Source organism: Serratia sp. CC22-02 (assembly GCF_900182895.1).
In the GTDB taxonomy this organism is placed as follows: domain Bacteria; phylum Pseudomonadota; class Gammaproteobacteria; order Enterobacterales; family Enterobacteriaceae; genus Serratia; species Serratia nevei.
The window spans coordinates 1-25,315 of record NZ_FXUD01000018.1 but is presented as its reverse complement, the minus strand read 5'-3'; the positions used below and the strand labels follow the sequence as shown (position 1 = coordinate 25,315).

The 25,315-nt window shown below is 61.8% G+C and carries 24 protein-coding genes; 15 read left to right on the top strand and 9 right to left on the bottom strand.

Features of this window, described 5'->3' with window-relative positions; translation table 11 throughout:
• Both QOL81_RS25355 and uspB read right to left on the bottom strand, forming a co-directional pair.
• The coding region (locus QOL81_RS25355) for a transposase domain-containing protein (protein ID WP_283440135.1) at window positions 1–320 on the bottom strand (320 nt) is incomplete at its 3' end.
• Between the two features lie 133 nt (window positions 321–453).
• Window positions 454–789: a universal stress protein UspB gene (gene uspB, locus QOL81_RS25350; protein WP_016930435.1), complete on the bottom strand. Its 336-nt coding sequence runs from the start codon at window positions 787–789 to the stop codon at window positions 454–456.
• 421 nt (window positions 790–1,210) lie between these two features.
• Here uspB and QOL81_RS25345 point away from each other — a divergent pair, with 421 nt between their 5' ends.
• The 10 genes from QOL81_RS25345 to QOL81_RS25300 all read left to right on the top strand — a co-directional run bounded on the left by QOL81_RS25345 (window position 1,211) and on the right by QOL81_RS25300 (window position 12,349).
• On the top strand, window positions 1,211–1,984 hold the full coding sequence (locus tag QOL81_RS25345) for an SDR family oxidoreductase (protein ID WP_049202881.1): 774 nt from the start codon (window positions 1,211–1,213) through the stop codon (window positions 1,982–1,984).
• Window positions 1,985–2,087: 103 nt separating this feature from the next.
• Window positions 2,088–2,996 (top strand): LysR family transcriptional regulator, encoded by a 909-nt coding sequence (locus tag QOL81_RS25340; protein ID WP_084827072.1) that lies wholly within the window; start codon window positions 2,088–2,090, stop codon window positions 2,994–2,996.
• 267 nt (window positions 2,997–3,263) lie between these two features.
• Window positions 3,264–3,701: a universal stress protein UspA gene (gene uspA, locus QOL81_RS25335; RefSeq protein ID WP_004930988.1), complete on the top strand. Its 438-nt coding sequence runs from the start codon at window positions 3,264–3,266 to the stop codon at window positions 3,699–3,701.
• 199 nt (window positions 3,702–3,900) lie between these two features.
• Window positions 3,901–5,244 (top strand): NADP-specific glutamate dehydrogenase, encoded by a 1,344-nt coding sequence (gene gdhA / locus QOL81_RS25330; protein WP_060441424.1) that lies wholly within the window; start codon window positions 3,901–3,903, stop codon window positions 5,242–5,244.
• Between the two features lie 329 nt (window positions 5,245–5,573).
• Window positions 5,574–6,560: an autoinducer 2 ABC transporter substrate-binding protein gene (locus QOL81_RS25325; protein WP_213873535.1), complete on the top strand. Its 987-nt coding sequence runs from the start codon at window positions 5,574–5,576 to the stop codon at window positions 6,558–6,560.
• Window positions 6,561–6,665: 105 nt separating this feature from the next.
• Entirely contained in the window at window positions 6,666–8,165 is a 1,500-nt protein-coding gene (locus tag QOL81_RS25320; protein ID WP_060441425.1) for a sugar ABC transporter ATP-binding protein, read from the top strand.
• Entirely contained in the window at window positions 8,158–9,147 is a 990-nt protein-coding gene (locus QOL81_RS25315; protein WP_047729644.1) for an ABC transporter permease, read from the top strand. The genes QOL81_RS25320 and QOL81_RS25315 overlap by 8 nt, the downstream gene beginning before the upstream one ends.
• Before the next feature lies 1 nt (window position 9,148).
• Complete coding sequence (locus tag QOL81_RS25310; RefSeq protein ID WP_060424425.1) at window positions 9,149–10,102, top strand: ABC transporter permease; 954 nt, start codon at window positions 9,149–9,151, stop codon at window positions 10,100–10,102.
• A 10-nt stretch (window positions 10,103–10,112) separates the two neighbouring features.
• The gene (locus QOL81_RS25305) at window positions 10,113–11,750 is read left to right on the top strand and encodes an FGGY-family carbohydrate kinase (RefSeq protein WP_087762443.1); all 1,638 of its coding nucleotides are present in this window, start codon (window positions 10,113–10,115) and stop codon (window positions 11,748–11,750) included.
• The gene (locus QOL81_RS25300) at window positions 11,750–12,349 is read left to right on the top strand and encodes a KpsF/GutQ family sugar-phosphate isomerase (RefSeq protein ID WP_060424423.1); all 600 of its coding nucleotides are present in this window, start codon (window positions 11,750–11,752) and stop codon (window positions 12,347–12,349) included. Before QOL81_RS25305 ends, QOL81_RS25300 begins: the two co-directional genes overlap by 1 nt.
• Before the next feature lie 28 nt (window positions 12,350–12,377).
• Here QOL81_RS25300 and rsmJ read toward each other — a convergent pair whose 3' ends face one another.
• The 4 genes from rsmJ to QOL81_RS25280 form a co-directional block, all read right to left on the bottom strand.
• Window positions 12,378–13,124, bottom strand: coding sequence for a 16S rRNA (guanine(1516)-N(2))-methyltransferase RsmJ (gene rsmJ / locus QOL81_RS25295; RefSeq protein ID WP_283440134.1), 747 nt, complete (start codon window positions 13,122–13,124; stop codon window positions 12,378–12,380).
• 8 nt (window positions 13,125–13,132) lie between these two features.
• Window positions 13,133–15,175 (bottom strand): oligopeptidase A, encoded by a 2,043-nt coding sequence (prlC, locus tag QOL81_RS25290; protein WP_049202892.1) that lies wholly within the window; start codon window positions 15,173–15,175, stop codon window positions 13,133–13,135.
• Between the two features lie 118 nt (window positions 15,176–15,293).
• Window positions 15,294–15,755, bottom strand: coding sequence for an HIT family protein (locus tag QOL81_RS25285; RefSeq protein ID WP_084827069.1), 462 nt, complete (start codon window positions 15,753–15,755; stop codon window positions 15,294–15,296).
• Between the two features lie 87 nt (window positions 15,756–15,842).
• Window positions 15,843–17,285 (bottom strand): amidase, encoded by a 1,443-nt coding sequence (locus tag QOL81_RS25280; RefSeq protein ID WP_204275990.1) that lies wholly within the window; start codon window positions 17,283–17,285, stop codon window positions 15,843–15,845.
• A 106-nt stretch (window positions 17,286–17,391) separates the two neighbouring features.
• On the opposite strand from QOL81_RS25280, the gene QOL81_RS25275 reads away from it, so the two are divergent.
• Complete coding sequence (locus QOL81_RS25275) at window positions 17,392–18,297, top strand: LysR family transcriptional regulator (RefSeq protein ID WP_033649404.1); 906 nt, start codon at window positions 17,392–17,394, stop codon at window positions 18,295–18,297.
• On the opposite strand, the gene QOL81_RS25270 is transcribed toward QOL81_RS25275, so the two are convergent.
• Window positions 18,292–18,696: an ASCH domain-containing protein gene (locus tag QOL81_RS25270; protein WP_283440133.1), complete on the bottom strand. Its 405-nt coding sequence runs from the start codon at window positions 18,694–18,696 to the stop codon at window positions 18,292–18,294. The genes QOL81_RS25275 and QOL81_RS25270 overlap by 6 nt on opposite strands.
• Window positions 18,697–18,831: 135 nt before the next feature.
• On the opposite strand from QOL81_RS25270, the gene QOL81_RS25265 reads away from it, so the two are divergent.
• The 4 genes from QOL81_RS25265 to QOL81_RS25250 all read left to right on the top strand — a co-directional run bounded on the left by QOL81_RS25265 (window position 18,832) and on the right by QOL81_RS25250 (window position 23,589).
• Entirely contained in the window at window positions 18,832–19,674 is an 843-nt protein-coding gene (locus QOL81_RS25265; RefSeq protein ID WP_004931012.1) for a 23S rRNA (adenine(2030)-N(6))-methyltransferase RlmJ, read from the top strand.
• A gap of 130 nt (window positions 19,675–19,804) precedes the next feature.
• Window positions 19,805–21,157 carry a glutathione-disulfide reductase gene (gene gorA, locus QOL81_RS25260; protein ID WP_025304617.1) on the top strand — a complete coding sequence of 451 codons (1,353 nt, stop codon included), beginning with the start codon at window positions 19,805–19,807 and terminating at the stop codon, window positions 21,155–21,157.
• Between the two features lie 156 nt (window positions 21,158–21,313).
• Complete coding sequence (locus QOL81_RS25255; RefSeq protein ID WP_033636391.1) at window positions 21,314–21,808, top strand: putative pterin-binding protein; 495 nt, start codon at window positions 21,314–21,316, stop codon at window positions 21,806–21,808.
• Window positions 21,805–23,589: an ATP-binding response regulator gene (locus tag QOL81_RS25250; RefSeq protein ID WP_060441428.1), complete on the top strand. Its 1,785-nt coding sequence runs from the start codon at window positions 21,805–21,807 to the stop codon at window positions 23,587–23,589. Before QOL81_RS25255 ends, QOL81_RS25250 begins: the two co-directional genes overlap by 4 nt.
• Here QOL81_RS25250 and QOL81_RS25245 read toward each other — a convergent pair.
• Window positions 23,579–24,430, bottom strand: a complete 852-nt coding sequence (locus QOL81_RS25245; protein ID WP_038873866.1) for a helix-turn-helix domain-containing protein — start codon at window positions 24,428–24,430, stop codon at window positions 23,579–23,581. The genes QOL81_RS25250 and QOL81_RS25245 overlap by 11 nt on opposite strands.
• Window positions 24,431–24,886: 456 nt before the next feature.
• A partial coding sequence (locus QOL81_RS25240; RefSeq protein WP_283440132.1) for an autotransporter outer membrane beta-barrel domain-containing protein occupies window positions 24,887–25,315 on the bottom strand: 429 nt, incomplete at its 5' end.

The window sequence follows — 25,315 nt, the reverse complement described above, 5'->3', positions numbered from 1 at the left end:
TCAAACACCAGCCTGACGACCTCTTCGCCAAGCCGCTGGCGCGCCTGTACTACGGCGCTGGGCGCTACAAAAGGACGTCTCCCCGGTAGCATGATATCGAGATGGGAAACAAGCTGGTTCATTGAAAGCGAGCGAAACAGGGACATACCGACCACGGCCCAGACCATCATTTCCATGGGAAGACGGCGCTTTCGGAGCGTCACAATCCCGGTATCAGCGAGGCATTCATCGATAAGCTCAGGTGAGAGCAAGTCGGAAAGCGCAGCGAATTCTTTGGGGGAGAATTTAAGAACGGTATCAAGAGCCTGACTCAGCAACATAAAAAAATCCGTAACCTCAGAGAGATTACGGATTCTTACACAGCGACAGGATCGTTCAAGTGATCCTTAACTGATCGGCATTAGGCCGAAAGGCCGCCTTTTTTTTGCCTGCATCAAGGGAAACAGGAAGGCATTAATACCAAATCATCAGCGCTATCAGGCTGATGACCACCAGACCGCACAGGGCCGAGGTCAGCATAAACTGCCCGCGCACCCGCTCGCAGCGGCGAATAAACTCCGGATCGTGGTGCTCGACATAGCGTTGCGCAAAGATATAGCGCACCAGCCTCAGCTGCTTGCTGGGTTGCCCGTGGGCGGTGAAGAAACCGCCGCCGTCGACGTATTGGTACAGCAGCGGGTCACAGCCGCGCAATACCACCAGCAGCGCGCGCAGAGAAGAGTAATACCGCACCATGTTTACCACACACACCACACATAAGGCCCAAAACAGCGCGACGGTACTGATCATGATTGCCCCCTCAAGGCGTTGTTATCCGCGGCCATCCGCCGGGTCCAACCGCCCTACCTCATTACCCGATACTCTGCTGGAGCTTACCGCTCTCATCCCCTTTTTTGCCTGCACGGGCCACGCCCATAACCCACCGCCTCCGGAGACGTTACCGCACCGCACAGAGAGATTTGCACAGCGTGGTTCCACTCAGAGGGGAAATGATGAGGCCCATATCCATCATTGTAGGTTAATGAAACGCAAACTGGCCTGATCAGTGGATAAAATTTACCGCCCCCCGCCGAAACGCCCTCCGCCGGGGCGGGCTAACGGCTGTGATTGGTCGGTTTTTCTGGATAGTCTATCCCGCTCCACGCCGCTGATCTTTCCCCCCACGCTGGCTAGACTCAGGTTTCCGTTACGTTCATCCAAGGAAACTGTTATGGCAAACCATTCAATCAAGGGAAAAACCGTCCTCATCGCCGGCGGCGCCAAAAACCTCGGCGGGCTGATCGCACGCGATTTGGCTGAACAAGGCGCCAAAGCGGTGGTGATCCACTACAACAGCGCCGCTTCCCAAGCCGAAGCGGAAAAAACCGTCGCCGCCATTCAGGCCGCCGGGGCGCAAGGCGTCGCGCTGCAGGCCGATCTCACCACCGCGGGCGCGGTCGAAAAGCTGTTCGCCGATGCGGTCGCCGCCGTCGGCAAGCCGGATATCGCCATCAATACCGTTGGCAAAGTGCTGAAAAAACCGATGGTCGACATCAGCGAAGCCGAGTACGACGAGATGACGGCGGTCAACGCCAAAACCGCGTTCTTCTTCCTGAAAGAGGCGGGCAAGCACCTCAACGACAACGGTAAAATCTGCACGCTGGTCACCTCGCTGCTCGGCGCCTTCACGCCGTTTTACGCCGCTTACGCCGGCACCAAAGCGCCGGTGGAACACTTCACCCGCGCCGCCGCCAAGGAGTTTGGCGAACGCGGTATCTCCGTGACGGCGGTCGGCCCCGGCCCGATGGACACCCCGTTCTTCTACCCGGCGGAGGGCGCGGACGCCGTGGCCTACCACAAGACGGCAGCGGCGCTGTCGCCGTTCAGCAAAACCGGCCTGACCGATATCGAAGACGTGGTGCCGTTCATCCGCCACCTGGTCAGCGACGGCTGGTGGGTAACCGGCCAAACCATCCTGATCAACGGCGGCTACACCACCAAATAAGTTCGACGGGGGCGGAAATGCCCCCGCACCTGCTCGCGCGCAACCGCGCCATGCGGCTACACTCTCTGTCAGAAACGGCGCCAAGGAACAGCAGGTCAACGAGATGGACAGATTCAATCAATACCGCGTATTCGTCCAGGTGGCGGAAATGGGCAGCTTTATCCGGGCGGCCCATGCGCTGGAGGTGCCGCGCGCCTCGGTGTCCGCCGCCGTGCAACAGCTGGAAACGCAGCTGGGCGTGCGCCTGCTGCACCGCACCACGCGGCAGGTGCGGCTGACCGCCGACGGCGAACAGCTGCTCGAGCGGCTGCGCCCGCTGCTGGCCGAGGTGGAAGACATCGATCAGTCGTTTCAGGCCAGCCAGCGCCAGGCCTCCGGCCGGCTCAGCGTCGACGTGCCGAGCCGCATCGCCCGCCGGCTGATCGCGCCTGCGCTGCCCGGCCTGCTGCGGCGCCATCCCCACCTGCAGCTGGTGCTCGGCTCCGCCGATCGCGCCATCGATCTGGTGCAGGAAGGGGTCGACTGCGCAGTGCGCGTCGGCGATCTGCACGACAGCAGCCTGGTAATGCGCCCGCTCGGCCATATCGCGCTGATCAACTGCGCCAGCCCCGCTTACCTGGGCGAATTCGGCCATCCGCGCCAGCCCGGCGATCTCGTCGAGGGACACTGGAGCATCGGCTACGCCTCGCCCAAAACCGGCCGCGAATCCCCCTGGGAATACCAGGCCGACGACGGCCATACGCAACGGCTCGAACTGCCCAGCCGGGTGGTGGTCAACAACGCCGAAAGCTATATCGCCTGCTGCCGCGCCGGGCTGGGGCTGATGCAGATCCCGCGCTACGACGTGCAACACCTGCTCGACGCCGGTGAACTGGTTGAAGTCCTGCCCGGTTACCGCGCCGCCTCCATGCCGATCGCCCTGATCTACCCCCACCGCCGCCAGCGATCGCGCCGCCTGGCGGTGTTTCATGAGTGGTTTGAAAGCCTGCTGCAGCCACATCTGGAGCGCTGATTGCACATTTAGCGCTATACTTTGTTTAATAACGCTTATAATTCAAGCGGTCAGACCGTCAGCATCCGCATAATTCATAGGCTTTTACGCCGCGCGGGTGTACAACGAAAGGTATCGGGCGGAGAGATTTTCGATGCGGCGCAGTGTGATCGCCCCAACATATCATTGCGTTATCCGAATGATACTATGGAACCAAAAGCGCCAGGCGGGTAAACGGAACGCCTGCTAACCCTTTTTAATCGGCATGTTTATGGAAGGAGTATTCTTATGGCTTACAAACACATACTGATCGCGGTGGACCTATCCCCGGAAAGCAAGATCCTGGTAGAAAAAGCCGTCTCGATGGCGCGGCCGTACAACGCTAAAGTTTCTCTGATCCACGTCGATGTCAACTATTCCGACCTTTATACCGGCCTTATCGACGTCAATCTCGGCGACATGCAAAAACGCATCTCCGAGGAAACCCATCAGGCGCTGACCGAGCTGTCGCAGAACGCCGGCTACCCGATCACCGAGACCCTGAGCGGCAGCGGCGATCTGGCGCAGGTATTGGTCGATGCCATCAAGAAATACGACATGGACCTGGTGCTGTGCGGCCACCACCAGGACTTCTGGAGCAAGCTGATGTCTTCCGCTCGCCAGCTTATCAATACCGTGCACATCGATATGCTGATCGTGCCGCTGCGCGATGAAGAAGACGAATAAAGTAAGCACTCGCTAACTTAACTGCCCAACGCCCGCGCCCTGCGGGCGTTTTTCATGCCGCCACGCCGATTAATCGCTTGATAATCAACCGCCCTCCGATGATATAGTCGCTAAAGACACAACATCCTCCCCCGGGCATCGCCTATACCCATATCTATAAGAAATAGCGGGGGAAATTTAATGCGAAAAGGAGTTATCCATGGAATATGCCGTATCGGTAGAGTCTTTCCTGTCCTCGTTACAACGCCATAACCCCCACCAGCCGGAATATTTGCAGGCGGTGCGCGAAGTATTCACCTCGCTGTGGCCGTTTATCGAACGCAACCCGCACTATCGCGAACAGGCGCTGTTGGAGCGCCTGGTGGAGCCCGAGCGCGTCATTCAGTTCCGCGTCAGCTGGGTGGACGATCGCGGCCAGGTGCAGGTCAACCGCGCCTTCCGCGTACAATTCAACTCGGCTATCGGTCCCTACAAGGGCGGCATGCGCTTCCACCCGTCGGTGAACCTGTCGATCCTGAAGTTCCTCGGTTTTGAGCAGACCTTCAAGAACGCGTTGACCACCCTGCCGATGGGCGGCGGCAAAGGCGGCTCCGATTTCGATCCGAAGGGCAAAAGCCAGGGCGAGATCATGCGCTTCTGCCAGGCGTTGATGACCGAGCTATATCGCCATCTGGGCCCGGACACCGACGTGCCGGCCGGCGATATCGGCGTCGGCGGCCGCGAAGTCGGCTTTATGGCCGGCATGATGAAAAAACTGTCCAACAATACCGCCTGCGTATTTACCGGCAAGGGCCTCTCCTTCGGCGGCAGCCTGATCCGCCCCGAGGCGACCGGCTATGGCCTGGTTTACTTCACCGACGCCATGCTGCAGCGCCACGGCCTGGGCTTTGAGGGCATGCGGGTGGCGGTGTCCGGCTCCGGCAACGTGGCGCAGTACACCATCGAGAAAGCGCTGGAGCTGGACGCGCGCGTGATCACCGTGTCGGATTCCGGCGGCACCCTGGTGGACGAAGACGGCTTCACCACTGAGAAGCTGGCGCACCTGGCGGAGATCAAAAACCAACGCTACGGCCGGGTGGCGGACTACGCCCGCGAACGCGGCCTGACGTATCTGGCGGGCCAGCAGCCGTGGAACGTGCCGGTGGATATCGCCCTGCCGTGCGCCACCCAGAACGAACTGGATCTCGAGGCGGCGCAGACGCTGATCCGCAACGGGGTGAAGGCGGTGGCGGAAGGCGCCAACATGCCGACCACCATCCAGGCCACCGACGCCTTCCTCGACGCCGGCGTGCTGTTCGCGCCGGGCAAGGCGGCCAACGCCGGCGGCGTCGCCACCTCGGGGCTGGAGATGGCGCAAAACGCCGCGCGCATCGGCTGGCGGGCAGAGAAAGTGGATGTACGTTTACAACATATCATGGCCGATATTCACCACGCCTGCGTGGAATACGGCGGCGAAGGCAAGCAAACCCACTACGTGCACGGCGCGAATATCGCCGGTTTCGTCAAGGTCGCGGACGCCATGCTGGCGCAGGGCGTGCTGTAATCCGCCTTAAAGGTGATCTTGTTCACACATCGATTAAATGCTTCAATGCCGGCCTCTGCGCCGGCATTTTTTTATGCTTTCCCTCCATCCAAATGATGCCAATACGTTAAATAAAAGTTAATAAAAGGTTTTTTATTGCTTATTAATCGGTAGTAAATTTACCACCACCAAATAATTAAACATTTATTTAACACTAAATACGCCATTATTTTACTTAAATGTGCACAGATCACATTTCATTAACTTCAGCTACGCCCCCTCTTCCATTCCTTTGTAATCTGCAGCGGTGGAAAAACCGCCACCCCTACAGATAAAAAAAGGTACAGCTAATGAAATTTAACCTCGCATTATTAAATGCATGTGTGGTTTCTGCGTGCATGTTATCGACAACACCTGTGTTCGCCGCTGATAAGTATGAGATTGCCGTGGTCGCTAAAGTGACCGGCATTCCGTGGTTCAACCGCATGGAAGTGGGCGTCAACGAAGCGGCGAAAAAACTCGACGTCAACGCCTACCAGACCGGCCCTTCTACGCCGGATCCGGCCGCGCAGGTCAAGGTGATTGAGGATCTGATCGCCAAGAACGTCAACGCCATCATCGTGGTGCCGAACGACGCCAAGGTGCTGGAGCCGGTGCTGAAAAAAGCGCGCGACAAAGGCATCGTGGTGCTGACCCATGAATCCCCGGACCAGCAGATCGGCCAGTGGGACATCGAGACCATCGACAGCGAGAAATACGCGCAGGCCAACGTCGATGAGCTGGCGAAAGACATGGGCGGCAAAGGCGGCTATGCGATCTACGTCGGCTCGCTGACCGTGCCGCTGCACAACGCCTGGGCCGACTCCGCCATCAAATACCAGAAAGAAAAATACCCGGACATGTTTGAAGTCACCTCGCGCCTGCCGGTGGCGGAAAGCATCGACAAATCCTACGCCACCACGCTGGATCTGATGAAAACCTATCCGCAGATGAAGGGCATCATCGGCTTCGGCTCGCTCGGCCCGATCGGCGCCGGCCAGGCGGTGGCCAAGAAACGCGCCAAGGACAAAATCGCGGTGGTGGGCATCGCCATGCCGGCGCAGGCCGCCCCTTACCTGACGCGCGGCGACATCAAGAAAGCGCTGCTGTGGGATCCGAAAGACGCCGGTTATGCGCTGGTGACGGTGGCCGACCAGCTGCTGCAGGGCAAGGAAGTGAACAAAGACCTGTCGATCGAGGGCCTCGGCAAGGCTGACGTCGATATGGAACACAAAGTGATTCGGTTTAATAAGATTTTGGAAGTGACCAAAGACAACGCCCAATCGCTTGGATTCTGATTTTTCGCGTAATTTCGCCACACCGGGAAAGTAGTTAAACCCTCGTAGGGGCGCAGCATTGCTGCGCCCAGGGCTTCGGCCGCTACGCAAGCACAGGTTAACGTTATGACAGCCTCCCCCGCATTTATCACCCTGGAGAATATCAGCAAGCGATTCCCAGGCGTGCTGGCATTAGACCAGATCAACCTGACGCTGAATAAAGGCGAAGTGCACTGCCTGGCCGGGCAAAACGGCTGCGGCAAAAGCACCATCATTAAAATCATCTCCGGCGTTTATCAGCCGGAAAAAGGCGCCAACATTTCGCTGGAAGGCAAACTCTTCCACGCCCTGACGCCGCAGCTGTCCGGTTATTACGGCATACAGGTGATCTACCAGGACCTGTCGCTGTTCCCCAACCTGACGGTGGCGGAGAACATCGCCATTCACCGTTACCTGCCCGGCGGCCGCTTCTGGGTGCGCAAGCGGGTGATGCGCCAGACGGCGCTCGACGCCATGGCGCGGGTCGGCATACGCATCGACCCCGATAAAAAGGTGGAAAAACTGTCGATCGCCGATCGGCAACTGGTGGCGATTTGCCGCGCCATCGCCGCCGAGGCGCGGTTGGTTATCATGGACGAACCAACCGCCTCGCTGACCCGCCAGGAGGTCGACGGCCTGCTGCGGGTGGTCAACGAGCTGAAGGCGGCCGGCATCTGCGTGGTATTCGTCAGCCACAGATTGGATGAAGTAATGGAAGTCGCCGATCGTATCAGCGTGATGCGCGACGGCAAGCTGGTGGGCACCTGGCCGGCCAGCGAACTGGACAGCCATGAACTGGCGTTCCTGATGACCGGCCAACGCTTCCACTACAGCCCGCTGCCGCCGCTGCCGCCGGCCGAACAGGCACCGCTGCTCGAGGTGCGCAACCTCAGCCGCGGCGAGAAATACCGCAACGTCAATCTGGCGCTGCGCGGCGGCGAGATCGTCTCGATCGTCGGCCTGCTCGGCGCCGGCCGCACCGAACTGTGCCTCAGCCTGTTCGGCATGACGCGGCCGGACAGCGGCGAGATCCGCATCGAGGGCCAGGCGGTGCAGCTGCACAACAACCGCGAAGCGGTGCGCCACGGCATCGGCTATGTGTCGGAGGATCGCCTGACGCAGGGGTTGATCATGGAACAATCGATCTACGACAACACCATCGTCACCGTCTTCGATCGGCTGCATACCTCGCTCGGGCTGTTGGATCACGCCAAGGCGACCGAGCTGGTCAACCGGCTGATCCGCGATCTGAACATCAAGGTGTCCGACAGCGCGTTGCCGGTGAAAACCCTGTCCGGCGGCAACGCCCAGCGCATCGCCATCGCCAAATGGGTGGCGACCCAGCCGAAGATCCTGATCCTCGACTCGCCCACCGTCGGCGTGGACATCGCCAACAAAGAGGGGATCTACCAGATCGCCCGCGATCTGGCGCAGCTGGGCATGGCGGTGCTGATGATCTGCGACGAGATCCCGGAAGCCTATTACAACAGCCATCGGGTGATGGTGATGCGCAAGGGCGAACTGATCGCCGAATTCGCGCCGCACCAGAGTACCGAGCAACAGATCGCCGAGGTGGTGAATGGATAAGTCATTATTGGCCCGCCTGGCCGGGCGGCACGAGTTTTATCTCGGCCTGTTGGTGCTGCTGCTGGCGATCGGCCTGAGCGCCGGCACCGACGAATTCCTGACGCTCGGCAACCTGACCGACGTCGCCACCAGCTACGCCATTCTCGGCATCCTGGCCTGCGGGCTGTTCGTGGTGCTGATCGCCGGCGGCATCGACATTTCGTTCCCGGCGGTCACCGCCATCGCCCAGTATGTGATGGCCAGCTGGGTGATCCAGCACGGCGGCAGCTTTCCGCTGGCGTTCGCCCTGGCGATTGGCGTCGGCCTGCTGCTCGGGCTGGTGAACGGTTTCCTGGTGTACTGGCTGAAAGTGCCGGCGATCATCATCACCATCGCCACCCTTAACCTGTTCTACGGCCTGCTGGTGTACGCCACTAACGGCACCTGGCTGTACGGCTTCCCGGACTGGTTCATGAACGGCATCAACTGGTTCTCGTTCCAGGGCGCCGACGGCTACGACTACGGCCTGACGCTGCCGCTGCTGTGCCTGCTGGGGACCATCGTCGTCACCGGCGTGCTGATGAACCGCACCCGGCTGGGGCGCCAGATCTACGCCATGGGCGGCAACCGCGACGCGGCGTCGCGCCTGGGGTTGAACCTGCTGCGGCTGCATTTTTGCGTCTACGGCTACATGGGCATTCTGGCCGGCGTCGCGGCGGTAGTGCAGGCGCAGATCACCCAGTCGGTAGCCCCCAACTCGCTGCTTGGCTTCGAGCTGACGGTATTGGCGGCGGTGGTGCTGGGCGGCACCAGCATGAGCGGCGGCCGCGGCTCGTTGACCGGCACCCTGCTCGGCGTGGTGCTGCTGGCCTTCCTGCAAAACGGGCTGACGCTGCTCAGCGTCTCGGCCTATTGGCACCAGGTATTCAGCGGCGCGATCATTTTGATCAGCATCAGCACCACCGCCTGGAACGAAAAACGCAAGCTGCTCAAGGAGATCTGACATGACGCAGTTAACTCGGTTGATCCCAAGCGATCGGATCATTCGCCTGCAGGGCGCGATCATCATCGCGGTGGCGCTGCTCTTCGCCGGGCTGCTCGGATCGCGCTTCTTCAGCCTCGGCAACTTCCAGTCGATCGCCTCGCAGCTGCCGATCCTCGGCCTGCTGGCGCTCGGCATGGGTATCACCATGCTGACCGGCGGCATCAACCTGTCGATCATCGCCGGCGCCAACGCCTGTTCGCTGGTGATGGCGGCGATCATCGTCAGCCATCCCGACCAGCCGCTGTTCCTGGCGCTGGCGCTGCTGGCCGGCCTGCTGGTAGCGGTGGCGATCGGCGCGCTGAACGGCGCGCTGGTGGCCTGGATCGGCGTCTCGCCAATCCTCGCCTCGCTCGGCACCATGACGCTGATCACCGGCCTGAATATCCTGCTGTCCAACGGCGCGGTGATCTCCGGCTTCCCGGCGGCGATTCAATTTCTCGGCAACGGCGCCGTGCTCGGCGTGCCAGTGGCGCTGATCCTGTTCCTGCTGGTGGCGGCCGGGCTGTGGCTGCTGCTGGAGCACACCACGCTGGGCCGCAGCCTGTACCTGATCGGCTCTAACGAACAGGCCACCCGCTTCAGCGGCGTGAACACCGCACGGGTGCAGATCGCGGTGTATATCCTGTCGGCGCTGCTCGGCTGGGGCGCCGCCCTGCTGATGATGGCCAAGTTCAACTCGGCCAAGGCCGGCTACGGCGAATCTTATCTGCTGGTGACCATTCTGGCCTCGGTGCTGGGCGGCATTAACCCGGACGGCGGTTTCGGCCGTATTCTGGGGCTGGTGCTGGCGCTGATCGTGCTGCAAATGTTGGAAAGCGGCCTCAATCTGCTGGGGGTCAGCAGCTACCTGACCATGGCCCTGTGGGGCGGCGTGCTGATCCTGTTTATCGCGTTACAGAATCGAAAAGCCTGAGGAGAAAATAATGGCGAGCTATTTTATTGGCGTAGATGTGGGCACCGGAAGCGCGCGCGCGGGCGTATTCGATCTCAATGGCCACATGGTCGGTCAGGCCAGCCGGGCCATCGATCTGTACCGGCCGAAGGCGGATTTCGTTGAGCAGTCGTCGGATAACATCTGGCAGGCGGTGTGCAATGCGGTGCGCGACGCGGTCAACCAGGCCGACATCAACCCGATTCAGGTCAAGGGGCTGGGCTTCGACGCCACCTGTTCGCTGGTGGTGCTGGATAAAGAGGGCAAGCCGCTGACCGTCAGCCCCTCCGGCCGCACCGAACAGAACATCATCGTGTGGATGGATCACCGGGCGATCGCCCAGGCCGAGCGCATCAACGCCACCAAACACCGGGTGCTGGACTTCGTCGGCGGCATCATTTCGCCGGAGATGCAGACGCCGAAACTGCTGTGGCTGAAACAGCACATGCCCACCACCTGGGCCAACGCCGGTTACCTGTTCGATCTGCCGGACTTCCTCACCTGGCGCGCCACCCAGGACGCCACCCGTTCGCTGTGCTCGACGGTGTGCAAGTGGACCTATCTCGGCCACGAGCAGCGCTGGGACAAGAGCTACTTCCAGCAGATCGGGCTGGAAGACGTGCTGGAACATGACGCGGCCAAGATCGGCAGCGACGTCAAAATGATGGGCGAGCCGCTGGGCCACGGCCTGACCCAGCGCGCCGCCAGCGAGATGGGGCTGATCGCCGGCACGGCGGTGAGCGTGTCGATCATCGACGCCCACGCCGGCACCCTCGGCACGCTGGGCGCCACCGGAGTCTCCGGCGAGGTGGCCGACTTCAACCGCCGCGTCGCGCTGATCGGCGGCACCTCCACCGGCCACATGGCGATGTCGCGCACCGCGCGCTTTATCGGCGGCGTCTGGGGGCCGTATTACTCGGCGATCCTGCCGGAATACTGGCTGAACGAGGGCGGCCAGTCCGCCACCGGCGCGCTGATCGACCACGTCATCCAGTCGCACCCGTGCTACCCGGAGCTGCTGGCGCAGGCGAAAACCCAGGGACAGACCATCTATGAAGTGCTGAACGCCATTCTGCGCCGCATGGCCGGCGAGCCGGAGAATATCGCCTTCCTGACGCAGGACATCCATATGCTGCCGTACTTCCACGGCAACCGCTCGCCGCGCGCCAACCCGACGCTGACCGGCATCCTGACCGGGCTGAAGCTGTCGCGCACGCCGGAGGACATGGCGCTGCACTACCTGGCCACCATTCAGGCCATCGCGCTCGGCACCCGCCACATCATCGAAACCATGAACCACAGCGGCTACAGCATCGACACCATCATGGCCAGCGGCGGCGGCACCAAGAACCCGATCTTCGTGCAGGAGCACGCCAACGCCACCGGCTGCGCCATGCTGCTGCCGGAGGAGAGCGAAGCGATGCTGCTGGGCGGCGCCATGATGGGCACCGTGGCAGCGGGCGTGTTCGACACCCTGCCGGAGGCGATGAGCGCCATGAGCCGCATCGGCAAGACGGTCACGCCGCAGACCAACCAGATAAAAAGCTACTACGACCGCAAATACCGGGTATTCCACGAGCTGTACAACGACCACATGAAATACCGCCGGTTGATGCAGGAGGAGGCGTGATGCAGCAGGAATGGCGGCAGGCCGTGCAGGGTTGGCAAACCTACAGCCAGGAGCTGGCGCAGCTGGGCGAGCGCCTCGACGCGCGCACCTGGCAGCGGCTGCTGGCGCTGCTGGCCGACTGCCGCGGTAAAATCGCCGTCACCGGCGTCGGCACCTCGGGGATTGCGGCGCGCAAGATAGCCCACATGCTGGCCTGCGTGGAACGGCCGGCGGTCTACCTCGACGCCACCGGCGCGGCGCACGGCGATCTGGGTTTTCTGCGCGCCGACGATCTGCTGATCCTGATCTCGCGCGGCGGCAATTCCGACGAGCTGACCCGCCTGCTGCCAACGCTGCAGGCCAAGGGTGTGACGCTGATCGCGGTGACGGAAAACCCGCATTCCGCCATCGCGCAGGCGGCGCAGCTGACGATCGCCACCGGGGTGCAAAAGGAGATAGATCCGCTGAACATGCTGGCCACCACCTCAATTGTGCTGGTGCTGGCGATCTTCGACGCCGCCTGCGCCTGCCTGATGGCGCGCAGCGGTTACGACAAGGAGGCCTTGCTGGCGGTGCATCCGGGCGGCGGCGTGGGGAAAAGTTTGCGGGAGGAAAACTGAGGGCCCGACACCGCGGGCCCGGCAGACATTACAGCGGCATGTAGATATCGAAACGGTGGCTTTTGGTCAGCGTGGCGGCGTGCGCCGGCACGTCGGCCAGCGGCGGCGCGTAGTCCGGACGTTTCACCACCACGCGCTTGGTCGCCAGGCGGCGCGCCGGCTCCAGCAGGCCGTCGGCGTCATCGTCGCTGCCCACCAGCGATTGAAACACCCGCATCTCTTTCTTCACCAGCGCGCTTTTTTGCTTGTGCGGGAACATCGGATCGAGATACACCACCTCGGGGCGCGGGCTGAGATCCGCCAGCGCCGTCAGGCTGGAGGCGTGCAGCAGCGTCAGGCGCTCGCGCAGCCACGGGCCGATTTCCGCATCCTGATAGCCGCGCTGCAGGCCGTTGTCCAGCAACGCCGCCACCACCGGATTGCGCTCCAGCATCCGTACCCGGCAGCCCAGCGCCGCCAGCACGAAGGCGTCGCGCCCCAGCCCGGCGGTAGCGTCCACCACGTCCGGCAGATAGCTGCCCTTGATGCCGACCGCTTTGGCCACCGCCTCGCCGCGGCCGCCGCCGAAGCGGCGCCGGTGCGCCATGGCGCCGGAGACGAAATCGACGTAGATCCCGCCGAGTTTCGGCTCGTCGCGCTTGCGCAGCTCCAGCCGCTGCGGGGTCAGTACCAGCGCCATCGGCGCGTCGTCGTCGGACACCAGCTGCCAGCGCTGCGCCAAAACAGACAAGGCGCCGGGATCGGCGCCTGCTTCACACAATAAACACACGCTCACGTGTCGGGTTATCCTTTAATGCCGTAATGGCGCAGCATAGCATCCAGCTGCGGCTCGCGGCCACGGAAGCGTTTGAACAGCGCCATCGGCTCTTCCGACCCGCCGCGCGACAGGATGTTGTCGAGGAAGGATTTGCCGGTTTCGGCGTTGAAAATCCCCTCTTCTTCGAAGCGCGAGTAGGCGTCGGCCGACAGCACTTCCGCCCACAGGTAGCTGTAGTAACCCGCCGCATAGCCGCCGGCGAAGATGTGGCTGAAGGCGTGCGGGAAGCGGCCCCAGCTTGGCGAAGGCACCACCGCCACCATTTTCTTCACTTCCGCCAACGTCGGCAGGATCTGCGCGCCTTTTTCCGGGCTGTATTCGAAGTGCATGCGGAAATCGAACAGGCCGAACTCCAGCTGGCGCAGGATGAACAGCGCCGCCTGGTAATTCTTGGCCGCCAGCAGCTTGTCGAGCATGGCCTTCGGCAGCGGCTCGCCGCTCTGGTAGTGGCCCGAGATAAACGCCAGCGCTTCCGGCTCCCAGCACCAGTTTTCCATAAACTGGCTCGGCAGTTCGACCGCATCCCACGGCACCCCGTTGATGCCGGAGACGCCGGCGGTATCGATCTGCGTCAGCATGTGGTGCAGACCGTGGCCGAACTCGTGGAACAGCGTGGTCACTTCGTTATGGGTGAACAGCGCCGGCTGGTCGCCCAGCGGGCGGTTGAAGTTGCAGGTCAGGTAAGCGACCGGTTTTTGCAGCGTGCCGTCGGCCTTGCGCAGGCTGCCGACGCAGTCGTCCATCCAGGCGCCGCCGCGTTTGTTTTCGCGGGCGTACAGATCGAGGTAGAAGCTGCCGCGCAGCTCGCCGTTAGCGTCGAACAGGTCGAAGAAGCGCACGTCCGGATGCCAGGTCTCCACGTCTTTACGCTCTTTGGCGGTGATGCCGTAAATGCGTTTCACCACTTCGAACAGCCCTTCCACCACCCGCTGCTCCGGGAAGTACGGGCGCAGCTGCTCGTCGCTGATGGAGAACAGGTGCTGCTTCTGTTTTTCGCCGTAATAGGTGATGTCCCAGGCTTCGAGCTCGTCCACGCCATAGTGCTGTTTGGCGAAGGCGCGCAGCTGCGCCAGCTCCTGCTCGGCCTGCGGGCGGGCGCGCTTGGCCAGATCGCTCAGGAAGCCGATCACCTGCTCCGGGCTCTCCGCCATTTTGGTCGCCAGCGACTTGTCGGCGTAGGTATCGAAGCCCAGCAGCTGAGCCAGCTCGTGGCGCAGCGCCAGCGTTTCCGCCATCACTTCGCTGTTGTCCCATTTGCCGGCGTTCGGCCCCTGATCGGAGGCGCGGGTGGCGAAGGCGCGGTACATCTCTTCGCGCAGCGCGCGGTTGTCGGCGTAGGTCAACACCGGCAGGTAGCTCGGCATGTCCAGCGTCAGCAGCCAGCCGTCCTGCTCTTTGGCCTGCGCCATCGCCTGTGCCTGCGCCAGGGCGCTCTCCGGCAGGCCGCTCAGCTCGGCTTCGTCGGTAATCAGTTTGCTCCAGCCCATGGTGGCGTCGAGCACGTTGTTGCTGTAGGTAGACCCCAGTTCGGACAGGCGCGCGACGATCTCGCCGTAGCGCTGCTGTTTATCCGCCGACAGGCCGATGCCCGACAGTTCGAAATCGCGCAGCGCGTTGTCCACCGCCTTGCGCTGCGGCACGCTCAGCGCCTCGAACGCCGCACCCTCTTTCAGGCTGCGGTAGGCCTGGTACAGCCCTTCGTGCTGGCCAACCCAGGTGCCGTATTCAGACAGCAGCGGCAGCGCCTGCTCATAGGCGGCGCGCAGCTCCGGGCTGTTTTTCACCGAGTTCAGGTGCCCGATCGGCGACCAGATGCGCGACAGGCGATCGTCCGACTCCGCCAGCGGCTGACACAGATTATCCCAGGTGAACGGCCCCGGCTGCGCAACCACGCGCTCTACCGCGGCGCGGCAGTCCGCCAGCGCGGATTGCACCGCAGGCACGATATCTTCAGGGCGGATCGCCGAGAACGGCGGCAGGGAAAACGGGGTCAGCAACGGATTTGTCATAGGGCAGTCCTGATTAGCGTTGGGGCCCGCCGCGGGGGCGAGCCTTAAAATGCGTATGAATCTCTAACATGGAGCCAGACAACAGGAAAATCAATGCCCGGCGTTGATCGTTCGTGCCTTAAACGGCGCTTTGGCGGATGCGGGCGGCCAGCGCCGCCAGCTGTTCGTCGTCGGCGCGCGCGGCGTCGTGGGAGGAGATATAGCCCTCGTAACGTTCGAAAAACTTCGGCGAGGTCGATTCGATCGGCCGCCACTGATCCAGCGACGCGGTGCCGTGCAGCGGGATCAGTTTGGCGTGCACATGGTCGACGCCGTAGCCCTCGAACACCATGCCGCAGCGGCCGACGTCGTCGAACGCGCGGTCCAGCTGCTTCGCCACCCGCTTGGTCGCCAGCATCAGCGCGCTCAACACCTCGTCCGGCAGGTCAAAGACGTAGCTCGGGTGGTGGGCCTTGGGGATCACCACGCTGAAACCGTCGGTGTTGGGAAAGATGGACAGGAACGCCAGATGGTCGTCGTCTTCCCAGATTTTATGGCACGGCGCCTTGCCCGCCGCGATGTCGCAAAAAATGCAGCTCATATCGCCTCCAGGGTGCAGCGTCGAGCCGACGGCCCGCCATCAAACACCTCTCGGCAACATAGCGGATATTTTGCTTTTTTACCGCTATTAAACGGCATTCCCCGCCCAAATCGCCGGACGCCGCCCATGCCAGGGCGCGGCGCGTTCCAGCTGTCCGGCCAGCTGCAACAACCGATCCTCACGGCCAAAACCGGCGACAAACTGCATGCCTATCGGCAGGTTGTGCTGCGCATCCTGGGCCAGCGGCACCGACATCGCCGGTACGCCGGCGACGTTAAATACCGGGGTGAACGGTGAATGATCGAACAAATGCGCCGTCCATTCCAGCCCGTCCATATTCGCCGCATTCGCGCCATAACGGCCAAGCCGCCAGGGCAGGTCGGGTAGCGTCGGCGTCAGCAGCAGGTCGTATTGCTGGAAATAGGCGCCGACTGCGCGAGTCACCCGGTTGCGTACCTCGAGCGCACGCACCATATCCACCGCCCTGGCCGCCTGGCCGTAGCGATAGCAGGCCAGCGTTTCCGGCTCCAGCGTTTCGCTTGAAATAGCCCGTCCGCTCGCTTGGCTCAGACCATCGACCCAGCCGACCAGATTGGCGCACCAGATTTGCGCATTGGCGAACACCAACTCTTGCCAACTGACGCCGATCGCCATTTCCGTTTCGCTGACCTGATGCCCCAACGCCGCCAATAACACCGCCGTTTCCGCCGTGGCGCCGGCGATGTTCGACTCGGTTTTTCCGCCGTTCCACGCCTCGATCATCATGCCGATGCGCAGCCTGCCCGGTTGCCGCGTCACCTGCGATAACCAGCTGTGCGCCGGCGGCGCCGTGTAATACGGCTCGCCAACGTGAGGACGCTGCATCGCATCCAGCAACGCGGCGCTGTCACGCACCGTGCGGCTGAGCCCCAGCTGGACGCCAAAGCCGTTGAAGACCTCATCCATCACCGGGCCATGCGGCACCCGACCGCGCGTAGGCTTGAGACCAAATACCCCGTTTGACGAAGCCGGTACGCGAATCGAGCCGGCGGCGTCGGTGGCGTGAGCGATGGGCACCATACCGGCGGCAACCGCCGCACCGGCGCCACCGCTGGATCCACCGGCGCTGAAATCCAGGTTCCAGGGGTTGCGCGTGGCACCGTAAAGCACGGCCTCGGTGGTGGTGCTGAACGCCATTTCCGGCGTGCTGGTGCGGCCAAAGGTCACCAGCCCGGCCCGGCGGATATTACTCATCAGATGGCTGTCGGCAGCGGCGACGCTGCCCTGCGCCAACCGGCTGCCCAGCTCAACGCGCTTGCCTGCCATGCTGATGGCGATGTCCTTGATCAGGAAAGGCACGCCCGACAAAGGCCCGTCGTCTTGTTCCGGCGGCTGCTCCCAGTGTTCCACCACCGCGTTAATCGCCGGGTTCACCGCCTCGACGGCGGCCCGCGCCGCCTGTTGCAGCGCCGCTGCGCTGACCTCGCCACGCCGCACCAATTCGGCCAATCCCAGCGCATCGTAGCTCACGTATTCGCTCAATTTCATCATCGTCCCCCTCTCCGTTGCGGTTTCACCGGTCTGTTCCGGCGTCCGTTCCACGGTAGGGAGATCGGCGCTATAGTTGAAATTGATAGATTTAATTCGGGGAATAGTTATCAACAATTTAAAGCGGCTCGATCTCAATCTTTTGGTCACATTGGAAGCGTTGCTCAGCGAGCGCAGCGTGACGCGGGCGGCGGCGCGCCTCAATCTCAGCCAGCCTTCGGTCAGCATTCAGCTTGCCAAGCTGCGTGAGATCTACCGTGACCCGCTGCTGCTGCCGAACCCGCGCGGCATGCTGCCGACGGCGCGCGCGCTCGGCCTGTTGGCACCGCTGCGCCAAACGCTGGCCGATGTGGGCCGCTTGGTCGCGCCGGAGCAGCCCTTTGATCCGCGGCAGGCGGAAGTCACCTGGCAGCTGGCCGCCGCCGATGCCGCTGAATACGCAATTTTGCTGCCGATGCTGCCCCGTCTGCGGCTGGCGGCGCCGAAATCCCGTCTGGCGATCCGCGAAGCGGCGCCCAAACGCATGAGCCGCGATTTGGCGGACGGGGTGATCGATCTCGGTTTTCTGAGCCGGGAAGAAGCGCCGGCGGAGCTGCGCCATCGGCCGCTGTTTCACGAGAACTACCTGCTGGTCGGCCGCCGGGATCACCCGCTGTTGCAACGGCCGCCCTCACTCGAACAGTTCTGCCAGCTTGAGTTTGTGATGGTTTCGCAAGATGGCGGCGGTTTTCGTACCCAGATCGATACGCTGCTGGCCGCACAGGGGCTAACCCGACGGGTCGTAATGTCGGTGCCGCACTTCCTGTTTATTCCCGCGTTGCTGGCGAAGTCCGATATGGTCGCCATGCTGCCTTCGCGCATGCTGGGGGAACTGTTGGGGGAATTGCGCACCTGCGCGGCTCCGCTGGAGATGCCGGGTTACGACATGGTGATGGTATGGCATGAACGCTCCCATCTCGACCCGGCCCACAGCTGGCTGCGCGAGCAGGTGGTGGCCGCGCTGGGGCCGCTATAAAATCTCCACCAACGCAAACTCTTCGAACACCAGCCACATGTCCGGCGCAAAGGTGCCCTCGCGGGTAAAGAACGCCTGATGCCCCTCGCGCCAAAACGCCAGACTTTTGTCGCCTTCACCCTCTTTGGCCGCCATCTCGGCGGTCACCTGGTCGTAGCGCACCAGGCGCAACGCCAGGGTTTTGATCACGCAGGCCGGTTCGCCGCGGCCGTCGAGAATAATGTTATCGTCGCCGATCATCGGCATTTGCTCCCGGCGATAGCTCGCATAGGAGCTGCAGGTGGCGGTCTTTTCCCCGCTCAGCACCAACTGCAGCAGTTCGTCGGCCAACTCGGGGCCGTCGCCGAACGCCCAGCGCGCCGCGTCGGGGTAGTTCGCCAAAATCGCCTGTTTGCTCATCGTCCTGTCCCTTTCTGTGAACGTCTGCGGCAACGGAGTCCAGTTTTTCCCGGCCAGACAGTTTATACTGTGCAGATTATAAGCCTTATTGCATTGAATGCTCCGTCTGCGGAGCACAAGGAATCGCCACCCGTCATGTTAAGTTATCGCCACAGTTTCCACGCCGGCAACCACGCCGACGTGCTCAAACACACCGTTCAGAGCCTGATCATCGAGTCGCTGAAGGAAAAAGAGAAGCCATTCCTGTATCTGGATACCCACTCGGGCGCAGGCCGTTATCAGCTCAGCGGCGAACACGCCGAGCGCACCGGCGAATACCTGGAAGGCATCGGCTTGCTGTGGCAGCGCGACGATCTGCCGGAAGAGCTGGCGGCCTACATGAGCGTGGTGCACAACTTCAACCGTTCCGGCACGCTGCGCTACTATCCCGGCTCGCCGCTGATCGCCCGCCAGCTGCTGCGCCCGCAGGACAAAATTCACCTGACCGAGCTGCACCCGAGCGACTACCCGCTGCTGCGCAGCGAGTTCCAGAAAGACGAACGCGCCAAAGTGCAGCGCGCCGACGGCTATCAGCAGCTGAAATCCCAGCTGCCGCCCCTGTCGCGCCGCGGCCTGATCCTGATGGACCCGCCGTATGAAATGAAGACCGATTACCAGGACGTGGTCAAAGGCATTCAGGAAGGCTACAAGCGTTTCGCCACCGGCACTTACGCGCTGTGGTACCCGGTGGTGATGCGCCAGCAGATCAAACGCATGCTGCGCGATCTGGAAGCCACCGGCATTCGCCGCATTCTGCAGATCGAACTGGCGGTGAAACCCGACAGCGATCAGCGCGGCATGACCGCCTCCGGCATGATCGTCATCAACCCGCCGTGGAAGCTGGAACAGCAGATGAAAAACGTGCTGCCGTGGCTGCACAAGGTGCTGGTGCCGTCGGGCATCGGCCACCATCTGGTGAACTGGGTGGTACCGGAATAATCCCCGGCAGGGCGCGGTTCGCCGCGCCCTGCGTCCACCTATCGCAGCCATCGACGCAATCTTTGCGACAAACCCCGGTCAGGCGTTAAACTCTTACCCTCTTCAAATTCACAACTCATGGAAATCCCAGATGACGAAACATTACGATTATCTAGCAATTGGCGGCGGCAGCGGCGGTATCGCATCGATCAACCGGGCAGCCATGTACGGCCAAAAGTGTGCGCTGATTGAAGCCAAAGAGCTGGGCGGCACCTGTGTAAACGTGGGTTGTGTACCGAAAAAAGTCATGTGGCACGCGGCGCAGATCGCCGAGGCCATCCATCAGTACGGCCCGGACTACGGCTTCGACACCACCGTCAACGCCTTCGACTGGAAGAAGCTGGTCGCCAACCGCACCGCCTATATCGACCGCATCCACAACTCCTACGACAACGTGCTGGGCAAGAACAAGGTCGACGTGATCAAAGGCTTCGCGCGCTTCGTGGATGCGCACACCGTGGAAGTGAACGGCGAGACCATCACCGCCGACCACATCCTGATCGCCACCGGCGGCCGCCCGAGCCACCCGGCGATTCCGGGTGCGGAATACGGCATCGACTCCGACGGCTTCTTTGAGCTGGACGCCATGCCGAAGCGCGTCGCCGTAGTCGGCGCCGGCTATATCGCCGTAGAGATCGCCGGCGTGCTGAACGCGCTGGGCGCGGAAACGCACCTGTTCGTGCGCAAGCACGCGCCGCTGCGCAGCTTCGATCCGATGATCGTCGAAACCCTGGTGGAAGTGATGAACACCGAAGGGCCGAGCCTGCACACCGAATCGGTGCCGAAAGCGATCGTCAAGAACGCCGACGGCAGCCTGACGCTGCAGCTGGAAAACGGCAAGGCATTCACCGTCGACTGCCTGATCTGGGCCATCGGCCGCGAACCGGCGACCGACAACCTGAACCTCGGCGTTACCGGGGTGAAGACCAACGAGCAAGGCTATATTGACGTCGATAAGTTCCAGAATACCAACGTCAAAGGCATCTACGCGGTGGGCGACAACACCGGCGCGGTAGAGCTGACCCCGGTCGCCGTGGCCGCCGGCCGCCGCCTGTCCGAGCGCCTGTTCAACAACAAGCCGGACGAGCACCTGGATTACAGCAACATCGCCACCGTGGTGTTCAGCCACCCGCCGATCGGCACCGTCGGCCTGACCGAGCCGGAAGCCATCGAGAAGTTCGGGGCGGACAACGTGAAGGTATACAAATCCTCCTTCACCGCCATGTACAGCGCCGTGACGCAGCACCGTCAGCCGTGCCGCATGAAGCTGGTGTGCGCGGGTAAAGAAGAGAAGATCGTCGGCCTGCACGGCATCGGCTTCGGCATGGATGAAATCCTGCAGGGCTTCGCGGTAGCGGTGAAGATGGGCGCCACCAAGAAGGACTTCGACAACACCGTGGCGATCCACCCGACCGCGGCGGAAGAGTTCGTTACCATGCGCTAACCGCTGCGGTTAGCCCATTCTCAGGCCGGTAAACACCGGCCTGTTCTTTTTGTGCGGTTTACTATTCCCTTCGCACCCGCCTGCTTTTTCTGCCATTATTCTGCCTGATAAATTAGCGGGACTGATACAACCTCCCCGCGCCTCTGGAGAACACCGATGCTGTTCAAACTATGCAAAACCCTTGCGATGGCCTGCGTGGCCCTGATTATCGCCCAGAGCAGCGCGCTCAGCTTTACCCTGGAAGTGGCGGGCAAGATCGACAACGTGACCGACCCGGTCAACAAAAGCTATCTGTTCACCGATAAGCAGCTGTTGGCGATGCCGGTGCGCAGCATCACCACCTCCACGTCCTGGACGCCGCAGAGAAAATTCGAAGGAATTTCGGTAGCCGATATCCTGGAGCGCGTCGGCGCCAAGGGCGAGACGCTGACCTTCTACGCGCTGAACGATTATTACATCGACGTGCCGCTGTCCGACGTCAAAAAGTACAACATGATCCTGGCCTACAAGATGGACGGGGAAATGCTGAAGCTCAGAAACTTCGGCCCGCTGTTCCTGGTTTACCCGCGCGACGCCGCCGGGCCTGAACTGAACTCGCCGTTGTACAACTCGCGCTTTATCTGGCAAGTCGACAGGATCGTGATCAAATGAAGCTGACGACCTTTAAGAACGGCAGCAGGCTGGCGATCCCGGCGATCTTCGCCGCGCTGTTTCTGGTGGCGTCGACCGTCACGCTCTATTACTACAGCGCCACCCTGTCGAAGAAAGGGCTGTATGCCATCGCCGGCACGCAGGAGAACTACTCGTGGTCGATCGCCAAGTTCTCCATCAAGCTGGCGGAATTCGACACCTTCGTCGAGCAGCAGAGCCACGCTCCGCAGGTCGACAACGACAATCTGCGGCTGCGGTTCGAAATCCTCTATTCGCGCTTTTACGTGCTGGAAACCGTCTCCGAATCGACCCAGCCGCTGTACGCCGAGCCGGGCTACCCGGAAGTGGTCAAACAGATGCGCCTGCAGATGGATCGCATCGATAAGCTGCTGGACAGCCCGAAAATCGACTTCGACCAGGTTTTCGCGGCCATGAAGGCCATCAAGCCTTACGCCATCGAAATGGCCAACCTGACCGACCACGCCGAGGTGAAGCAGCGCACCGCCGCCTATGAGGACTACATCGAGAAACGGCACATTATTTTCTATGGGTTGGTGATCGTCATGTTCTCGGTGATTGCGCTGATCGCCATCACCCTGATCGTGTTCCGCCAGCAGCGGCTGACCATTCGCCAGCAGGCCAAGGCGATCGAGGCGGAGAAAGCGACTCGCACCAAGAACGCCTTCCTCGGCGCCATCGGCCACGAGCTGCGCACCTCGTTGCAGAGCGTGATGTCGGCCATCGACGTACTGGTGAACACCCGGGTGTCGGTGGAGCATGCGGACACTTTCCAGCGGCTGGAGACCGCCGCGCAGCAAATCGAAAGCCAGATGAAAGATCTGACCGACTATGCGCACCTCGACAGCGGCATGATGGAATTGCGCATCGTGCCGTTCGACGCGCAGAAGCTGATCGCGGAAACCGCCAACGAAATCGCCACCCTGACCCGCAAAGAGCAGGTCAAACTCAGCTGCGAGGTGGAGTGCAGCCACCTGCTGGTGCACTCCGATCCGCTGCGCATCCGGCAGATTATCGTCAACCTGCTGACCAACGCCTACAAATACACCGAAAGCGGCAGCATCACGCTGCACAGCTGCCTGCGCCGCCAACCGGGCGGCAGTTCGTTGATCATCGAAGTGACCGACACCGGCATCGGTATCGAAAAAGACCAGCTCGATCAGATCTTCAAACCCTTTACCCAGTTGGATCAGTCGCATACCAAGCAGTATGCCGGCGTGGGGATGGGGCTGGCGATCGTGCACGGCCTGGTGACGTTGCTCGACGGCACCATCACGGTGTACAGCGAAATCAAGAAGGGCAGCACCTTTATCGTCAGCATTCCGGTGCAGATCAGTGAAGACGAACGTGCCGACGAGCCCGCCGCCGCCAATGCTTCTCTGCAGCAGAAGCCGCAGCAGGTCCTGGTGGTGGATGACAACAAGTCGGTGGGTGACGCCTTTGCGGCGCTATTGGACAAGCTGGGCTATCAGCACGAGCTGTGCGACTCGCCGGAGCGCGCGCTGCAGAAGCTGCTCAGACGCCCTTACGACGCGCTGTTGCTGGATCTGCAGATGCCGGGCATCGACGGGGCCGCCCTGGCCAGGCAGCTGCGCAACCGTCGCGGCCCCAACCGCCATGTGCCGATCATCGGCATCAGCGCCTACACGCCGGAGCAGCTGACGGCGGACCAGCGCGCCCTGTTCGACAACTACCTGATGAAGCCGGTCCGGCTGGATGCGCTGTCGAGCGCGCTGGCCGAGGTGTTCCCCGCTAAAGATTAAAACAGCGTTGCAGTGCGGCTTCGATCACATGGAGCCGCACCGGCTTTTCATAAGGGCCGAGCACGTCGTACTCGCGCATCGCCTGAGCGATTTCCGACTCGCGTCGGTCGGTCCCCAGCTCGCCGGTCAGCACCAGTACCGGCGCATCCGGGTTGTCGGAGGCGCGGATAGTGGCGATACAGCGATCCGCCGTTTCCTCACCGATCAGCCAGTCCACCACGTAGCCGTCGAACAGGCTTTGCTGCAATGCCTGACAGAAGCTGTCGACGTCATAAAACGCCACCGCGTTGAAACCGCAGCCGCCGAGGTACTTGGCCAGCTCATCGGCCGCCTGATGCGAATCGTCCAATACCGCGATGCTCAGCCGCTCGTCGTCACCGAAGCCGGGCCGGATTTCGATCAGATCGACGCCGTAACGCGGGCCTGCCGGCGCCTCATCGGCGCGATAGATATGCCACTGCCCTTCCACGCGCAGCGCCACAAACTCCGCCGGCCGCCCGGCAGCAAGCTCGTCGCCGATGTGCCCGACGCAAGGTATCGCCACCCCCGCCACGACAAAGATGGCATCGCGCGCCATGTTTGGCTCGGGCGTCTCGTGTTCGGCGCTCAAATCGGCGATCGCCGCCGGCGTTTCTCCCAGCGCGGCCGCGACGCTGTTGATCTGCTCCAGCGTCCAGGGACTTTGCCCTTTCAGTTTGCGGTGCGCATGTGAAAAACTCAGATCCAAGATGCGGCTGAGCTCTCGGGCATGCTGACGTTTTCCAATCCCGTAATGTAAAAACAGCTCCCTGACCCGATTGGCAATCGACTGTGAATCGAATTTTTGGTGATTGTTATCCATTTGTTCCTTCGATTTTTTTTACTGATTTATCAGTCGTTTTGATTATTTCCGCTGAAAAAGCCACATCTAAAACTAGCATCTCATGCAATTATGCGTTAAAAACGTTGCTTGACATACCATGTTGCATCGTCAAACATGGTATCAAAAGAGACATACAGCAATACACTATAAAAAATAACACCAGCACGTTTTTTAATAATAACCATAGTAACACCAGGGAAAATTTGTTCCGTTGCCGCTACTGAGACGATGAGCACATCGCTCGGACTGCACAAGCAAAACGGGGCTTGAGCCTTTAGCGCTAATCTGTTTTACCCACTTTTGAGCCGGGATCCGTCAGGGTCCCGGTTTTTTATTGCCCCTGGCGCCGCGCCATCATACGGACTCACCCCGCCGCCGCAAATAAAAACGGAGCCGGCATGCCGGCTCCGTTGTCCTTGAGATCGCCGTTGAAGGTCAGAAGCGCCAGGTGAAGCCGGCGTTGACGCTGTTGTCCTGGTGGTGCTGCGACAGCAGCCCGCCGTAGCCCAGCGACAGAGTGGCGTTTTCGTTCACCGCCACTTCCGCCCCCGCCTTCAGCACCATCCCGTCGCGCGAGACCGGCACGCTGTCCACCACGAACGGCGCGTTACCGCCGTTGAACCGCAGCCCGGTGCCTCGCTCCAGCCCGCCGTACTGGTGTTGCCACCCCAGCTCGCTGCGCAGCGCCACCGTCGTGCCCGCGCTCACCTGCCAGGCGGTATCCGCACGCAGGCCCAGCGTCGACACCGTCGCATCCGTGTGCTGCTTGTCGCCGCGCAAGGCCGCCGCGCCGCCGCTTTCCGCGATGCCGTTGTTCTCGAAGTTCACGTACGCCAGGTTCACGAACGGCTCCAGGTTCAGCCA

Bases quoted from the DNA above. Each gene is read 5' to 3' on its own strand.
- uspB (WP_016930435.1), bottom strand. From the start codon at position 789: ATGATCAGTACCGTCGCGCTGTTTTGGGCCTTATGTGTGGTGTGTGTG.
- QOL81_RS25345 (WP_049202881.1), top strand. From the start codon at position 1,211: ATGGCAAACCATTCAATCAAGGGAAAAACCGTCCTCATCGCCGGCGGC.
- QOL81_RS25340 (WP_084827072.1), top strand. From the start codon at position 2,088: ATGGACAGATTCAATCAATACCGCGTATTCGTCCAGGTGGCGGAAATG.
- uspA (WP_004930988.1), top strand. From the start codon at position 3,264: ATGGCTTACAAACACATACTGATCGCGGTGGACCTATCCCCGGAAAGC.
- gdhA (WP_060441424.1), top strand. From the start codon at position 3,901: ATGGAATATGCCGTATCGGTAGAGTCTTTCCTGTCCTCGTTACAACGC.
- QOL81_RS25325 (WP_213873535.1), top strand. From the start codon at position 5,574: ATGAAATTTAACCTCGCATTATTAAATGCATGTGTGGTTTCTGCGTGC.
- QOL81_RS25320 (WP_060441425.1), top strand. From the start codon at position 6,666: ATGACAGCCTCCCCCGCATTTATCACCCTGGAGAATATCAGCAAGCGA.
- QOL81_RS25315 (WP_047729644.1), top strand. From the start codon at position 8,158: ATGGATAAGTCATTATTGGCCCGCCTGGCCGGGCGGCACGAGTTTTAT.
- QOL81_RS25310 (WP_060424425.1), top strand. From the start codon at position 9,149: ATGACGCAGTTAACTCGGTTGATCCCAAGCGATCGGATCATTCGCCTG.
- QOL81_RS25305 (WP_087762443.1), top strand. From the start codon at position 10,113: ATGGCGAGCTATTTTATTGGCGTAGATGTGGGCACCGGAAGCGCGCGC.
- QOL81_RS25300 (WP_060424423.1), top strand. From the start codon at position 11,750: ATGCAGCAGGAATGGCGGCAGGCCGTGCAGGGTTGGCAAACCTACAGC.
- prlC (WP_049202892.1), bottom strand. From the start codon at position 15,175: ATGACAAATCCGTTGCTGACCCCGTTTTCCCTGCCGCCGTTCTCGGCG.
- QOL81_RS25285 (WP_084827069.1), bottom strand. From the start codon at position 15,755: ATGAGCTGCATTTTTTGCGACATCGCGGCGGGCAAGGCGCCGTGCCAT.
- QOL81_RS25280 (WP_204275990.1), bottom strand. From the start codon at position 17,285: ATGATGAAATTGAGCGAATACGTGAGCTACGATGCGCTGGGATTGGCC.
- QOL81_RS25270 (WP_283440133.1), bottom strand. From the start codon at position 18,696: ATGAGCAAACAGGCGATTTTGGCGAACTACCCCGACGCGGCGCGCTGG.
- QOL81_RS25265 (WP_004931012.1), top strand. From the start codon at position 18,832: ATGTTAAGTTATCGCCACAGTTTCCACGCCGGCAACCACGCCGACGTG.
- gorA (WP_025304617.1), top strand. From the start codon at position 19,805: ATGACGAAACATTACGATTATCTAGCAATTGGCGGCGGCAGCGGCGGT.
- QOL81_RS25255 (WP_033636391.1), top strand. From the start codon at position 21,314: ATGCTGTTCAAACTATGCAAAACCCTTGCGATGGCCTGCGTGGCCCTG.
- QOL81_RS25250 (WP_060441428.1), top strand. From the start codon at position 21,805: ATGAAGCTGACGACCTTTAAGAACGGCAGCAGGCTGGCGATCCCGGCG.
- QOL81_RS25245 (WP_038873866.1), bottom strand. From the start codon at position 24,430: ATGGATAACAATCACCAAAAATTCGATTCACAGTCGATTGCCAATCGG.